At 63.2% G+C, this 12,765-nt stretch carries 12 protein-coding genes, 1 tRNA gene and 2 pseudogenes; 10 read left to right on the forward strand and 5 right to left on the reverse strand.

Annotated elements, in window-relative coordinates; all coding sequences use genetic code 11:
* Window positions 1-17 precede the first annotated feature (17 nt).
* The 6 genes from ACGHN1_RS02105 (at window position 18) to ACGHN1_RS02130 (ending at window position 4,678) form a co-directional block, all read left to right on the forward strand.
* On the forward strand, window positions 18-1,034 hold the full coding sequence (locus ACGHN1_RS02105) for an NAD(P)H-dependent flavin oxidoreductase (protein WP_390547928.1): 1,017 nt from the start codon (window positions 18-20) through the stop codon (window positions 1,032-1,034).
* Window positions 1,035-1,143: 109 nt separating this feature from the next.
* On the forward strand, window positions 1,144-1,803 hold the full coding sequence (locus ACGHN1_RS02110) for a YceI family protein (RefSeq protein ID WP_390547930.1): 660 nt from the start codon (window positions 1,144-1,146) through the stop codon (window positions 1,801-1,803).
* 42 nt (window positions 1,804-1,845) lie between these two features.
* On the forward strand, window positions 1,846-2,709 hold the full coding sequence (locus tag ACGHN1_RS02115) for a dienelactone hydrolase family protein (protein ID WP_390547932.1): 864 nt from the start codon (window positions 1,846-1,848) through the stop codon (window positions 2,707-2,709).
* 97 nt (window positions 2,710-2,806) lie between these two features.
* Entirely contained in the window at window positions 2,807-3,025 is a 219-nt protein-coding gene (locus ACGHN1_RS02120; RefSeq protein WP_390547933.1) for a hypothetical protein, read from the forward strand.
* A gap of 150 nt (window positions 3,026-3,175) precedes the next feature.
* Complete coding sequence (locus ACGHN1_RS02125) at window positions 3,176-4,198, forward strand: SPFH domain-containing protein (protein ID WP_390547935.1); 1,023 nt, start codon at window positions 3,176-3,178, stop codon at window positions 4,196-4,198.
* Between the two features lie 6 nt (window positions 4,199-4,204).
* On the forward strand, window positions 4,205-4,678 hold the full coding sequence (locus ACGHN1_RS02130; protein ID WP_390547937.1) for an NfeD family protein: 474 nt from the start codon (window positions 4,205-4,207) through the stop codon (window positions 4,676-4,678).
* Window positions 4,679-4,681: 3 nt separating this feature from the next.
* Here ACGHN1_RS02130 and ACGHN1_RS02135 read toward each other — a convergent pair whose 3' ends face one another.
* On the reverse strand, window positions 4,682-5,626 hold the full coding sequence (locus ACGHN1_RS02135) for a complex I NDUFA9 subunit family protein (RefSeq protein WP_390549739.1): 945 nt from the start codon (window positions 5,624-5,626) through the stop codon (window positions 4,682-4,684).
* 172 nt (window positions 5,627-5,798) lie between these two features.
* On the opposite strand from ACGHN1_RS02135, the gene ACGHN1_RS02140 reads away from it, so the two are divergent.
* Both ACGHN1_RS02140 and ACGHN1_RS02145 read left to right on the forward strand, forming a co-directional pair.
* A tRNA-Leu gene (locus ACGHN1_RS02140) sits at window positions 5,799-5,885 on the forward strand.
* A 165-nt stretch (window positions 5,886-6,050) separates the two neighbouring features.
* Window positions 6,051-7,274: a tyrosine-type recombinase/integrase gene (locus ACGHN1_RS02145; protein ID WP_390547939.1), complete on the forward strand. Its 1,224-nt coding sequence runs from the start codon at window positions 6,051-6,053 to the stop codon at window positions 7,272-7,274.
* A gap of 136 nt (window positions 7,275-7,410) precedes the next feature.
* On the opposite strand, the gene ACGHN1_RS02150 is transcribed toward ACGHN1_RS02145, so the two are convergent.
* The 3 genes from ACGHN1_RS02150 to ACGHN1_RS02160 form a co-directional block, all read right to left on the reverse strand.
* On the reverse strand, window positions 7,411-7,605 hold the full coding sequence (locus tag ACGHN1_RS02150) for a DUF6961 family protein (protein WP_390547941.1): 195 nt from the start codon (window positions 7,603-7,605) through the stop codon (window positions 7,411-7,413).
* Window positions 7,596-8,147 (reverse strand): thermonuclease family protein, encoded by a 552-nt coding sequence (locus tag ACGHN1_RS02155; protein ID WP_390547943.1) that lies wholly within the window; start codon window positions 8,145-8,147, stop codon window positions 7,596-7,598. The genes ACGHN1_RS02150 and ACGHN1_RS02155 overlap by 10 nt, the downstream gene beginning before the upstream one ends.
* A gap of 64 nt (window positions 8,148-8,211) precedes the next feature.
* A complete protein-coding gene (locus ACGHN1_RS02160; protein WP_390547945.1) occupies window positions 8,212-8,796 on the reverse strand; it encodes a lytic transglycosylase domain-containing protein in 585 nt (194 codons plus the stop codon).
* Window positions 8,797-8,934: 138 nt separating this feature from the next.
* Here ACGHN1_RS02160 and ACGHN1_RS02165 point away from each other — a divergent pair, with 138 nt between their 5' ends.
* Together ACGHN1_RS02165 and ACGHN1_RS02170 are read left to right on the forward strand one after the other, a co-directional pair.
* Complete coding sequence (locus ACGHN1_RS02165) at window positions 8,935-11,637, forward strand: strawberry notch-like NTP hydrolase domain-containing protein (protein WP_390547947.1); 2,703 nt, start codon at window positions 8,935-8,937, stop codon at window positions 11,635-11,637.
* A gap of 104 nt (window positions 11,638-11,741) precedes the next feature.
* Window positions 11,742-11,948, forward strand: a pseudogene (locus ACGHN1_RS02170) (ParB/Srx family N-terminal domain-containing protein); the annotation flags it as partial.
* Between the two features lie 39 nt (window positions 11,949-11,987).
* Here the strand turns inward: ACGHN1_RS02170 and ACGHN1_RS02175 are convergent.
* A pseudogene (locus tag ACGHN1_RS02175) lies at window positions 11,988-12,755 on the reverse strand (N-6 DNA methylase); the annotation flags it as partial.
* Window positions 12,756-12,765: the final 10 nt, after the last annotated feature.

Here is a 12,765-nt window from a genome sequence, read left to right on the forward strand (position 1 = left end):
ATGGGTAAGCGCCGGGAATGACGGACTATCCCAAGACCGACGCGCTGATGCGGCGCGGGGCGGAATTTCTCGGCAGCGAACACGCGATCCTGTGCGGGGCGATGAGCTGGGTGTCGGAGCGCAACCTCGTTTCCGCCATCTCGAACGCCGGGGGCTTCGGCGTGATCGCCTGCGGGGCGATGACGCCCGACCTGCTCGATACCGAGATCGCCGAGACCAGAAAGCGTACCGATCGGCCGTTCGGGGTCAACTTGATCACCATGCACCCCGACTTGTTCGACCTGATCGCGGTGTGCGAGCGACATGCCGTCACCCATGTCGTGCTGGCGGGTGGAATCCCGCCCAAAGGCAGCGTCGAGGCGATCAAGGGTGGGGCCAACCCCGCCAAGGTCGTCTGCTTCGCGCCCACGCTGGCGCTGGCCAAGAAGCTGCTCCGCTCCGGCGCCGACGCCCTCGTGATCGAAGGAATGGAGGCGGGGGGCCATATCGGCCCGGTCTCGACCAGCGTGCTGGCGCAGGAGATGCTGCCCGAGCTTGCCGAGGATCATCTGATCTTCGTTGCCGGAGGGATCGGGCGCGGCCAGGCGATCGCCGGTTATCTGGAAATGGGGGCTTGCGGCGTCCAGCTCGGCACGCGCTTCGCCTGTGCCACCGAAAGCATCGCGCATCCGAACTTCAAGAAGGCCTTCTTCCGCGCCAGCGCCCGCGACGCGGTGGCCAGCGTCCAGGTCGATCCGCGGCTTCCGGTCATCCCCGTGCGCGCGCTCAGGAACAAGGGCACCGAGGAGTTCACCGCCAAGCAGCGCGAGATCGCCGCCACGCTCGATCGCGAGGAGATCGCGATGGAGGAAGCGCAGCTGCAGGTCGAACATTACTGGGCCGGCGCGCTGCGCCGCGCGGCGATCGACGGAGATGTCGAGAACGGTTCGCTGATGGCCGGCCAGTCTGTCGGCATGCTCAAGGAAGAGGAACCGGTTGCAGCGATCATCGCCAAGCTCATGGCGCAAAGCGAGGAAGCGCTGACGCGCCGCTGAGCGGATCGCGGCTCAGGAACCGGCACGCGCTCGCCCGGTTTGAACATTGACCGTCCTTCCGGGACGACATGCGCGTGCCCGGGCCAGACGACCCAAGCCGGAGAAGCCCATGACAATTGCCAGACCGTTCGCCGCCCTCTCGCTCGCCAGTGCCGTGGCGCTCGCAACCGTGCCCGCGCTGGCCGTGCAGGACGCATCGCCGCAGCTCCCCGGACAGATGGACGTCACCCGAGTCGCGGCGGGCACCTACGCCACCGATCCCGCCCACACGCTGGTGGGCTGGCGGGTGAACCATTTCGGGTTCAACGATTATTTCGGCAGCTTCGGCGATGCGGAGGGCACCCTGACGATCGATCCGGCCGATCCCTCCTCCGCCACGGTCGACGTGACGGTGCCGATCACCAGCGTCTCCGTGGTCAGCGAGGGCCTGCGCGACCATCTCCTGCGGCCCGGCGCGAATGGGGGCGATCCCGACTTCTTCGGTCCCGATCCCGCCCCGGCGCGCTTCGTGTCCGACAGCGTGGCGGTGCACGAGGACGGGACGTCCGCGACCGTTTCCGGCCAGCTGACGATGAACGGCATCACTCGCCCGGTCAGCATGGACGTGCAGTTCACCGGCGCCGGCGCACATCCGCGCAGCGGGGTGGAAACCATCGGCTTCGAGGGAACGACCGAAATCCGCCGGTCCGAGTTCGGGATCGACACCGCCATTCCGCTGGTCAGCGACGAAGTCGAGCTGACGATCAGCGCCGCATTCGAGAAGCAGTGAGGCGAACCCGCGCCCGCCCAATATCGAGAGAGGACGGCATCCATGTGTGATCAAGAGAAATTGGCGCAGTGGGCGCTATCCCGGCGGAGCTTCGGCGCGATGGGCGGCGCGGGCCTTGCCGCGGCGTGTGCGCCGATGGCCGGAACCGCGACGGGCGGCGGACCGGGTGCATTGCGCGAACAGAGCGTGAGTTTCGCGACCGCCGACGGAACCATGGACGGCTTCTTCGTCCATCCGCGAGATCGCGCCGCGCCGGGCGTGTTGTTCTGGCCCGATATCGCCGGTCTGCGCGAGGCCAAGCGCAGCATGGCGCGACGACTGGCTGCTTCGGGTTACGCGGTCTTCGTCGCCAATCCCTACTACCGCGATGTCTCCGGCGAGCAGTTCGCCGATTTCGCCGCGTTCGTCGAACGCGAGGGGTTTCAGGCGGTGCGCCCGTGGCGCGCGAAGCTCGATGCCGCGGCGATCATGCGCGATGCGGGCTCCGCGATCGGCTGGCTCGATTCGCAGCAAGCGGTCGATCGGAGCCGCGGGATCGGCACGCAGGGCTATTGCATGGGCGGCCCCTTCACCGTCTGGACTGCCGCGGCGGTTCCCGATCGCGTCGGCGCGGCGGCCAGCTTCCACGGCGGCGGACTGGTACGAGAGGATTCCCCGACCAGCCCCCACCGGATGCTCCAGAGCGAGACGGATTACCTGATCGCGATCGCGCAGGACGACGACGCCGAAAATCCGCAGCACAAGGCGATCCTGAGCGAGGCAGCCGCTGGCGCAGGTGCGGACGCCGAGATCGAAGTCTATGCGGGCGATCACGGCTGGACCGTGCCCGATTCTCCCGCCTACGCCCCGGAGGCTGCCGAACGGGCCTGGGCCAACCTGTTGCAGCTTTACACCGCTTCGCTGTAACCCGCCTTCGATACGGGATAATTTGCTTTTCGGGTTGAAGTCGGGCGCGAATGGCTGCAAAGGTACCTGCGAATAAGCGATCAGACAGGAGTGCATGATGCGTTTGAAGACAGTTTCACTGGCGGCCGCCGTTGCGGCGCTCAGTGCCGCCCCGATTGCGGCTCAGGCCGCCAGCGCCGCGCGCGATGCTGCGCCGGTTTCCGGTGAGAGCGAATTGGGCGGTGGAACTTCCCAGCTGGCGATCATCGCGGTCGTCGCGGCGGTCATCGCGGGCGGCATCCTGCTCACCGAAGATGACGAGCCGCTGAGCCCGTAAGGCCAGTCGCGATTATGATTACGAGGAGGGCCGCGCGATTGCGCGGCCCTTTTTGTTCGTTGGGCGGAAGCGTGAATGACGCCGGATCGGAGGCCGTTTTCTTCGGCGTAGGATTTCCTTAGTCTCGACCGCCAATCAGGAGAGAGCGCCATGGGCGGCACGATAATTTCCATCCTTGCGATACTGGTCCTCGTCATCTTCCTGATGATGTCGGTCCGCGTGGTGAAGCAGGGCTTCGTCTACACGATCGAAAGGCTGGGCCGGTTCACGGCTGCCGCGGAGCCGGGACTGCACATCATCGTGCCCTTCATCGATCGCGTCGGTCACAAGATCAACATGATGGAGCAGGTGCTCGACATTCCAGGGCAGGAGATCATCACCAAGGACAACGCCATGGTGGGCGTGGATGCGGTGGTGTTCTTCCAGGTGCTTGACGCGGGCAAGGCTGCCTACGAGGTATCCGGCCTGCACAATGCGATCCTGGCGCTGACCACCACCAATTTGCGCACGGTGATGGGGTCGATGGATCTGGACGAGACGCTGTCCAAGCGCGACGAGATCAACGCGCGCCTCCTGTCCGTGGTCGATCACGCGACTTCGCCGTGGGGAATCAAGATCACCCGGGTGGAGATCAAGGACATCCGCCCGCCGCTCGATATCTCCGAAGCGATGGCGCGCCAGATGAAGGCCGAACGCCTCAAGCGCGCGGAAATCCTGGAGGCCGAGGGCGACCGCGCCAGCCGCATCCTGCGTGCCGAAGGCGAGAAGCAGAGCGCCATCCTCAAAGCGGAGGGCCAGAAGGAAAGCGCATTTCGCACCGCGGAGGCGCGCGAACGCGAAGCCGAGGCGGAGGCCAAGGCGACCGAACTCGTCTCCGACGCCATCGCTGCTTCGGGCAATCAGGCGATCAACTATTTCGTCGCGCAGGAATACACCAAGGCGGTCGGAAAATTCGCCGACAGCCCCAATGCCAAGACGATCCTGTTCCCGGTCGAGGCGACACAGCTGATCGGTTCGCTGGGCGGCATCGGCGAGCTGGTTCGGGGCGGGTTGAGCGATGCGCACACTCCCGCGAACCCGGCGCCTGCCGACACGGGCACGTCGATCCCCCAGGAGCGTCAGCGCGAGCCGGTTCGCCGCCCCTCGGTCCCCAGCAGCGCTTCTCGCGGCTGATCGGGCGTGGACGGCATCGAAGCCTATTGGATCTGGTTCGCCGTCGGCCTCGTGCTCGCGGGTCTCGAGATGGTCCTGCCGGGCGTCTACCTGATCTGGCTGGCCGTGGCGGCGCTGGTCACGGGCGTGATCGTCCTCGTCTCGGGCCCGCCGGCCTTGATGCAGGTCGTCTGTTTCGTGTTCCTGGCCCTGATCGCCGCGTTCTCGGCCAAGCGCTGGCTGCGCGATCAGCCGATCCTGTCGAGCGACCCCCTGCTCAACAACCGGCTCGGGAGGCTGGTGGGGCAGACCGCCAGAGTGACCGAAGCGATCGAAGCCGGAAGCGGCCGGGTCCGCGTGGGCGATGGCGAATGGCTCGCGCGCGGGCCCGACCTCGCAGTTGGCGACCGAGTCCGGATCGTCGGCAGCCACGGATCGCAACTGCTCGTGGAACCGCTGACGCTGATCGGCGACGAGGGAACCGCGCCACCGGTCGGGTGATCGTCAGGCGTGGATACGCCCGGCAAAGCGGCCGTGCTTGCGGTAACGGGTCATCCAGCGGTCGAGGAACAGCCCCAGCGGCTTCGGCGTGATCCCCAGTTTCTCGAATCCGGGATGATCGCCGGACACGACATTTCCGGATTTGAGCAGACCCCACTGATCGCTCGACATGGGGGTACCGGGCATAGCGGCAAAGGCACCGGAGACCCCGTCGGGCATCGGCAGGAAAGTCCGCTTGCGCCGCTGCGCCGCGGCGATCCGGCGGTTGATCTCGATCATCGTCAGCCTTTCCGGACCGCCGAGTTCGAAGATCTTGCCGCCGAAACGCGCCGGGTCCTCGAGCGTGTGCACGACCGCCTCCGCGACATCGTCGACGAACACCGGTTGCAGGCAGGCTTCGGGCCCAAACACCGGCAGCACCGGGAAGGTCTTTATCAGATCGGCGAACATGGTGAGGAAACTGTCGTCTTCGCCGAACAGGATGGATGGGCGCAGGATCGTGGCGTTGGGGAAATTCTCGCGCACCAGCTCTTCGCCGCGCCATTTGGCCCGGGCATATTCGCTCGTCCCTTGGGGATCGGCGGCGATGGCGCTGACCTGCACGAAGGCGCTCGCGCCGGTCTGCGCAGCCGCGGCGGCCATCCAGCCGGCGCTCTCACCCATCAGCTTGCCGAGATCGCCCTCGAAGCTGCCGACGAGGTTGACCACCGCATCGGCTCCGGAAATGCATTGTTCGACGTTTCGCCGGTCGCGCACGTTGCACCGCGCGAACTGTAGCTGGCCGAGATTGGCGAGCGGCTTGAGCGAGAACGCCTTCTCCGGGTTGCGGCTGGCGATGCGGAGACGCGCACCGCGCTCGAGCAGCGCCTGCGCCACGTAGCGGCCGACGAAGCCGCTGCCACCCATCAGCACGACCAGCCTGCCGTTCAACGCTTCGCTCTTCGCCATATCCGCCTTCGTGTTGCCGCTGCCGGCCCCTAGCGCGGGGGCGGCCACGGCGGCAAGGTACGAATGGCGAAGTGGAGCGCCAATGGCGCAAATACGTTGACACCGCCCCGCGCCCTTCGCTAGTGGCGCGCGCCTACCTGGCTCGCGGACGACGACGACCGCGGCCACATGTGCCCAGATGGCGGAATTGGTAGACGCACCGTCTTCAGGTGGCGGCGCTCGCAAGGGCGTGGAGGTTCGAGTCCTCTTCTGGGCACCATTTGTTCTTCTCACGTTCTCCCAAATAATCTATAAAACCCGCAGAAATCCTAGGGATTTGGCCCTTGGATCGTTCCGGATCGTCCCGCCTGTTCTCGGGGCTTCCAGACACTTTTGTGGGCCTTTTGAGGCCGTTTCGCAAAGGCCCAGATGAAAAGGCCCCCACATGCCGCTGACAGATACTCGCCTCCGCGCTCTCAAGCCCAAGGACAAGCCGTACAAGGTAACCGATGAGCGCGGCCTATATGTTGAGGTCACGCCGACCGGCGGCAAGCTTTGGCGATTCCGATACCGGATCGGCGGTGCGCAAAAGAAGCTCTGCATTGGCAGCTATCCTGACATCAGCCTCAAGCAAGCGCGAGACGCAGCCTATGAGGCGCGACGAGCTGTCGCTTCTGGAGGCGACCCGGCCTTTGAGAAGCGGAAGCGGAAAATCCGCGCCGAGTTCCTTTCTGCACAGACGTTCGAGGCGGTCGCACGTGAGTATATTGAACAGATGATGGTCCAGAATGGCCGCGCCGATGGCACGATCGTCAAGGCCAATTATTTCCTCGACAAACTTGCACCTGCCATCGGGAACCGACCCATCAACGAGATCGAGCCGTTCGAAGTCCTGGCTCCTCTGAAACGACTGGAAGCCACTGGTAAGCACGAGACTGCGAAGAAATGCCGCTCGTTCGCAGGCCGCGTGTTTCGCTACGGTGTTGCTACCACCCGCTGCAAATCAGATCCGACCAGTATGCTGAAGGGCGCTCTCGTAACGCCGAGAGCCACGCATTATGCAGCAATCCTCGAGCCCACCGAGCTAGGCGGGCTGCTGCGCGCAATCGACGACTTCACTGGCTACATGGTGACGAAGTTAGCTTTGCAGATCGCACCGCATGTGTTCGTCCGCCCCGGCGAACTCCGGCACGCTGAATGGCATGAGATCGACCTTGTCGATGGGGTCTGGAAGATCCCTGCCGGTAAAATGAAAGCGCGCCGAGCGCATGCCGTCCCGCTTTCCAAGCAGGTTAGAGGCTATCTCACTGATCTGGCCGAGATGCTCGGCCGCGAAGGATATGTTTTCCCATCTGCGCGCAGCTCCAAGCGTCCCATGAGTGAAAACACGCTCAATGCCGCATTCCGTCGCATGGGATACTCGAAAGAAGAAGTCACCGCGCACGGACTTCGTGCGACAGCATCGACATTCCTGAACGAGTCGGGACTTTGGAATCCGGATGCAATCGAGCGAGCCCTGGCACATGGCGACAGCAATGTTGTGCGTGGCATCTATCATCGCGGCAAGCATTGGGACGAGCGCGTGCGAATGGCTCAATGGTGGAGCGACTACCTCGATGAGCTCCGGACAGGAGGAAAGGTCATCATGGGAAAGTTTTCGAAGGGTTGATCGGAAGAACGAATTTCTTCTCAGCCAATGCAGGACCGAAGGCTCAGGACTAGCCCTATCAGGGACACTGACGCGAGCAAGGCGAACTCAATTCTGATGCCCCAAGCTTCAAGCCAATTCCGCATCGTGCTGAGCCTCAGTTCGTAGAGCTTTGGCAGCTAAGCTGATCGAAGCGCTCAGCAACGGTCTTCCACGTTGCTATGCCTGCCTCGTCCCCTTCGTTGGATAGCCGCTGGATTTGCTGCGCGATATACGCGGTTCCCTCTTTGCCATGGTTCTTTTCGAGCCAGAGCGCGACGGCCCACAATTCCCGATCGCGGTTCAGCACCATGGTTCACGTCTCCCGGTCCAGGTTCGCGCCAGCCCTTCGCTGACCATCTGATCGCCAAGCGAGCGACCGCCGCGCGTAACAACCCGCAATTTGCGACCGTACTGGTCCTCATCTCTGCTCCCGATGGTCCTCAGTTCAATGGGCCCACCATTCAGCAATTCGACAAGGCGGTGCGTCGCACGCATGCCGAGTTGGTACTCATAGTCGCAACGAGGCTCGCTGATCTCGGGAGTGTCGATGTCGGCAATGCGGATCTTCACGCCATCAAGCCAGAAAGTATCTCCATCCACGACGCATGTGCGCCGGATGGATCCGCAGATGTCGAATTGCGGGGAGCTCGCTTGCTGGAACAAAGCCTGAGGCTGCTGATCGCCGTCAGCAAGGCTGGCATCATAGACTGGCCAGTTGAGTGCCAGCATCCCTCCAGCAAATACGATCGCGAATGCTCCCAAACCCAACGCGATCTCCTTTCTCAGCTTCCGGCGCTTCTGTGCCTTCAACGCCTTGCGAAAGTCGAACGGCTCAACGGGGGTCTCATTCACTAGCGTTGTCCGTCTTCATTCCGGCACATGATTTCAGACAATAGCCGGAAATCAGGTAGTTTCGTCAATTGTACGTACCAATTGCTTGCCAACGTCCCAACACAGTCCGGACATATTGCGGCGTTTCTCCATTGTTGGGAATGCCGCGTGATCGGGAGACGGCACCTGGGCCAGCATTGTAAGCAGCCAAGGCCAGGTGGACCGCGTCGAACCGGTCCAACATATCGCGAAGATACCGGGCGCCACCGTCGATCGATGCAAGAGGGTCATGACGGTTACGGACGCCCAGTTCTCGCGCCGTGGCCGGCATGAGCTGAGCCAGCCCGGCAGCACCGGCTGGACTCACAGCCATCGGATTGAAGCGGGACTCAGCCCAGATGAGAGCACGAAGCAGATTGGTCGGAAGCCCGTAACGGCGCTCGGCCTCGGCTATTGCCGCCATATACAGGCCTTCCCGGTAGGATACGTCTGCTGGCCCTGTCTGGTAGATTGCAGGTAGATATTGCCTTGCCGGCTGCTGGTCCGTCTTCGGTGGAACGATCGCGTGCTCGAACAAAGTGAAATCTTGGGCGCGGACCTGCTGTGAGGAGGTCGCGATCATCCCCAGACAGGCGACCGCTATCGCAGTCAGACGATTGAGGGAGGTCATCTCGAGTGGTGCTCCATTGATTCGAATCACAAGAGAACATAGATAGAACATATGCCTGTAGGAAAGCGGCGAACGCCTGCCTTTGGGAGAGGAGAGGAGCGCTGATGAGGGGGCCACTTTGCATGCTGAGGAGCTCGCATGTCCCTGTCTGTCCAAACTCATCCCAACCGGTCGCTTGCCGAGACCGCCCGTCGCATTTGCGAATCGCGAGGGGGCAAATGGTCCGGCACAAAGGGCATGGCCTGTTGCCCCGCGCATGATGACCGCACGCCGTCACTCGGTGTCTCGCTCGGCCGACAGGCCACCCGAGTTGCCGCGCTTCTTGCTTCGGGACGTCATCTTACCCGTACCGACATTTCCGGGCTGTTCGCCGAAGAGACCGGTGTTCTGGATTGGGGAGGTGCCTGGACGATCGACGACTACAACAGCGCGGTCGAGATCGGCGCACTACTCTGGCTTCGAGAGTCCTCACGGATCGATCTGGCGACGAATGTACACGAAGCCGAAGCGCGGTTCGACTGGCTCGAAGCAGCCTTGCCTCCGCGGCACGTTCGCAGCGAAGCACAGGTCGAGCTCCAGCAGTTCTCGACCCCGCCAATGCTGGCCTGGCTGATGGCGAAGGCCGCAGCTGTCTGCGCGCAAGACACGCTGCTCGAACCGTCCGCAGGCAATGGTGCCCTTGCTCTCTGGGGTTGCCTCCAGAACGCCTCGCTGCTCCTCAACGAGATCGATCCGGCAAGACGAGGCGGTCTGGTCCACATCTTCCCCGCGGCCACGATCACTGCGCACGACGGGGAACTGATCGCCGACCTGCATCGCGGCACGGTTCCATCGGTCGTGCTAATGAACCCGCCATTCGCTCATAGCCATGAACGCGGCAAGGACGGCGAGACCGCTATGCGTCACCTGCGCGGTGCGATCCGAGCGGCTGCGAATGGGGCGAGGATAATCGCCATCATGCCCGATGGCTTTGACGCTTCCACGTTCGCCAAAGCACAGGACGAAGCGTCGCTCCTGCTCAATGTCCGCTTGGAGCAGATGTTTCGCCGGACAGGGACGGGGATCGCCGTTCGCCTGGTCGTGATCGACAAGGTGCCGACTGCATCCTCGTCAACGATCATCGGAGCTACCTGCGACCTGATTGCGCTCGGCGAACTTGTCACCGAGCTGCCACCACGAGCGAAGACCTCCGCCGGCCTCCATTGCCTGCCCGTCGGCAAGCTAGCGCGCCTTGTTTGCAAACCTTCGACCCAACGCACGCCGGTCCGACCGGTGGCGCCGTTCGCTGCGACGCCAGCAGCCAAGGCGAATGCGGTCAATCTTGCCTATTCTGTTCTCGCTGACCCCGCGCCGGTGCCTGAACAGGCAGGCATCTACCTGCCTTACCGCCCCAGCCGCATCGCGTTCGAAGACGCGCCGGTTCATCCTACTCCACTCGTGGAATCGGTCGCCATGGGTTCGGTCGCGGCACCGCAGCCCGATGTTTGCCCGCGCCTTCCCGCAGGTTGGCAGGCCGATGGCCTGCTGTCCGAAGCGCAATGCGAGACACTGGTCTACGCTGCCCTGGCATTTGCGCGCGATCTTCCGGGCCGGTTCAAGGTTAGCCAGGAAGGCACCTCGCTGGAACTCTCCGAAGATGGACACGCATACCGCCAAGGCTTCTTCCTTGGCGACGGAACCGGAGCGGGCAAAGGACGGCAGATCGCCGCGGTCATCATGGACCGCTGGCTCGCAGGCGAGCGCCGGCATGTCTGGATCACCAAGAACGAAGCGCTGCTTGAAGATGCACGCCGCGACTGGGAAGCGCTCGGCGGGCTGCCGCTCGATATCCAGCCGCTCTCGCGCTGGAAACTTGGAGGGCTGACCGATAATCTCCCAACCATCCAGCGCTGGCTCAACCGCATTCTCGCGCTGCCGATCGCGCTCCAGAACGCGATCTTCGACGAATATCTCGGCCTCGTCGAAGCGCGGATTGAAGCTGCGCGCGAGGCCGGAACGCTCGACCAGGGACTGGAGACCGTGAGGGTCGATCACTTCACGGTCCTCGCCGATGAGCTCCTGCGCACAGACCCCGTGACCGGTGCCGAGACCCGTCTCGTCTCGCTCGAAGTGACGAGGCACCTTCGGCCTCTGCGATTGCAGCGCCTGGTGCGGATGCACGAGATTGGCAGTCGGCACGCGATCCCGATGCGCAATATGCGGTCAGGCAAGGTCGCGCTGTCGGTTCCAGCCCGTCGCCTCATCGCCGACGACGGGGCCGTGATCGAACGCCGGCGCCTGCTGCGCCCGCTCAAGTCCGCGAACTGGACCCTTGAGGCACTCGCTGAGAGCCACTGGGAAGAAATTGGCGTCACCGCATTCACCAGCACCTGGCGGACCGAGGAAGAAGAGGCGGCCAAATCACCGGTCACCGAGCGCGTCCATCTCGCCACCGGACTTCTGCTTCCGGTTTGGAAGCGCCTTCCCGGCGATCATGTCCGTGTCACCCGGCTCGTTGCCGAGGACGGCCAGTCGATCATCGGGCGCGAAGTGCTCGATGTCGATCTCGCGGCAATTGCCGATACCTTTGGCCTTTGCGGAGTTACCGGGCCAGCTGCAGAGCAGATCGGCGACCTGGTCCTCGCAAGCGGAAAGCCGCTGGTCCTCGCAAGCCACGATGCCTTGACCGTCAAGCGATCGCTGGTCGGCGGCGAACAGCGCCTTGAACTGACCGGATTCTCGCCGGATCGCCTCGACTGGTACAAGAACAAGGGCTGCTTCACCGAGATCATCCGCTACCGCACGCGGCTGTTCGTCCCGGTGTCGAAAGCCTCGTCGGTCCTCCCCGCGCTTGCCGCCTGATCCCTCGGGCAGACCCCAATCTCAGAATGAGAGTGGAGGGAGCCCTTTGGGCTTGTGGGCCTCGTGATCCTCACCTGCGCCTTCATTCCATCAGGAGAACACCCATGATCCAGTCGATTCCCTTGAAGAAGCTCGTCCCGAGCCCGCGCAACGTTCGCAAGTCGAGCGACGTGCTGGCCGACCTCCAGCTGCGGGCAGACATTGCTGCGCGCGGCCTGCTGCAGAACCTCGTCGTGCGCAAAGGAAAGCGCGGCAAGTTCGAGGTCGAAGCCGGCGGTCGCCGTCTCGCCGCGCTGCAGGCGCTGGCCGAAGCTGCCATCGCTGTTCCACCGAATGTCAGCGTCGATTCCGCGCACTGCCAGATTCATCATGCATAGTCGCCAGGTCGTATGGTTTGATTCCTGACCGTAAACGGCGATGTCGCCAATGCGCCCACCGTGGTTCTCGACGAACTTTTCGGACTGCACGAACATACCGCCCGATCCACAACAAGGATCGTAAACCCGCCCATCGTGCGGCTGCAGCATCTCGACCATCGTCCGCACGACCGAGCGCGGCGTGTAGAACTCACCACCCCGTTTCCCCTCGGCGCCGGCAAATTCGCCAAGGAAGTATTCGTAGACACGTCCGAGGATATCTCGGCTCTGACCATCGTCAGATTTGAAGCCAATCCCGGAGATGAGATCGATGAGCTCTCCGAGCATTACCGGATTGAGAGCGGGACGCGCGTAGTCTTTCGGCAAGACCCCTTTGAGCGAGGGGTTGACCTTCTCGATTTCGAGCATGGCCTCATCAATGAGTTTACCTATGGTCGGCTGCTTGGCGTTGGCTTGCAGGTGGCTCCAGCGTGCCGGCTTGGGTACCCAGAACACATTGTCGGCGCGGTATTCGTCTTCGTCCTCGACGCCTTCAGGATAGTCCTTTTCGAGCTCAGCGCGCTTCGCCATGAAGCCATCAGAGATATGCTTCAGGAAGATGAGCCCCAGAACGACGTGCTTGTAGTCGGACGGCTCCATGTTGGCGCGGATCTTATCCGCAGCTTTGAATAGCTCGGCCTCGAAACCCAGATCGCCACCCTTTGCACTGGCCTTCGTATTTTTGGTGCCGCCCTTACTCATTTCCGATCAT

The organism is Qipengyuania sp. MTN3-11, assembly GCF_042851825.1.
Classification (GTDB): domain Bacteria; phylum Pseudomonadota; class Alphaproteobacteria; order Sphingomonadales; family Sphingomonadaceae; genus Qipengyuania.

Coding starts and splice junctions, on each gene's coding strand:
- ACGHN1_RS02105 (WP_390547928.1), top strand. CDS start 18: ATGACGGACTATCCCAAGACCGACGCGCTGATGCGGCGCGGGGCGGAA.
- ACGHN1_RS02110 (WP_390547930.1), top strand. CDS start 1,144: ATGACAATTGCCAGACCGTTCGCCGCCCTCTCGCTCGCCAGTGCCGTG.
- ACGHN1_RS02115 (WP_390547932.1), top strand. CDS start 1,846: ATGTGTGATCAAGAGAAATTGGCGCAGTGGGCGCTATCCCGGCGGAGC.
- ACGHN1_RS02120 (WP_390547933.1), top strand. CDS start 2,807: ATGCGTTTGAAGACAGTTTCACTGGCGGCCGCCGTTGCGGCGCTCAGT.
- ACGHN1_RS02125 (WP_390547935.1), top strand. CDS start 3,176: ATGGGCGGCACGATAATTTCCATCCTTGCGATACTGGTCCTCGTCATC.
- ACGHN1_RS02135 (WP_390549739.1), bottom strand. CDS start 5,626: ATGGCGAAGAGCGAAGCGTTGAACGGCAGGCTGGTCGTGCTGATGGGT.
- ACGHN1_RS02145 (WP_390547939.1), top strand. CDS start 6,051: ATGCCGCTGACAGATACTCGCCTCCGCGCTCTCAAGCCCAAGGACAAG.
- ACGHN1_RS02150 (WP_390547941.1), bottom strand. CDS start 7,605: ATGGTGCTGAACCGCGATCGGGAATTGTGGGCCGTCGCGCTCTGGCTC.
- ACGHN1_RS02160 (WP_390547945.1), bottom strand. CDS start 8,796: ATGACCTCCCTCAATCGTCTGACTGCGATAGCGGTCGCCTGTCTGGGG.
- ACGHN1_RS02165 (WP_390547947.1), top strand. CDS start 8,935: ATGTCCCTGTCTGTCCAAACTCATCCCAACCGGTCGCTTGCCGAGACC.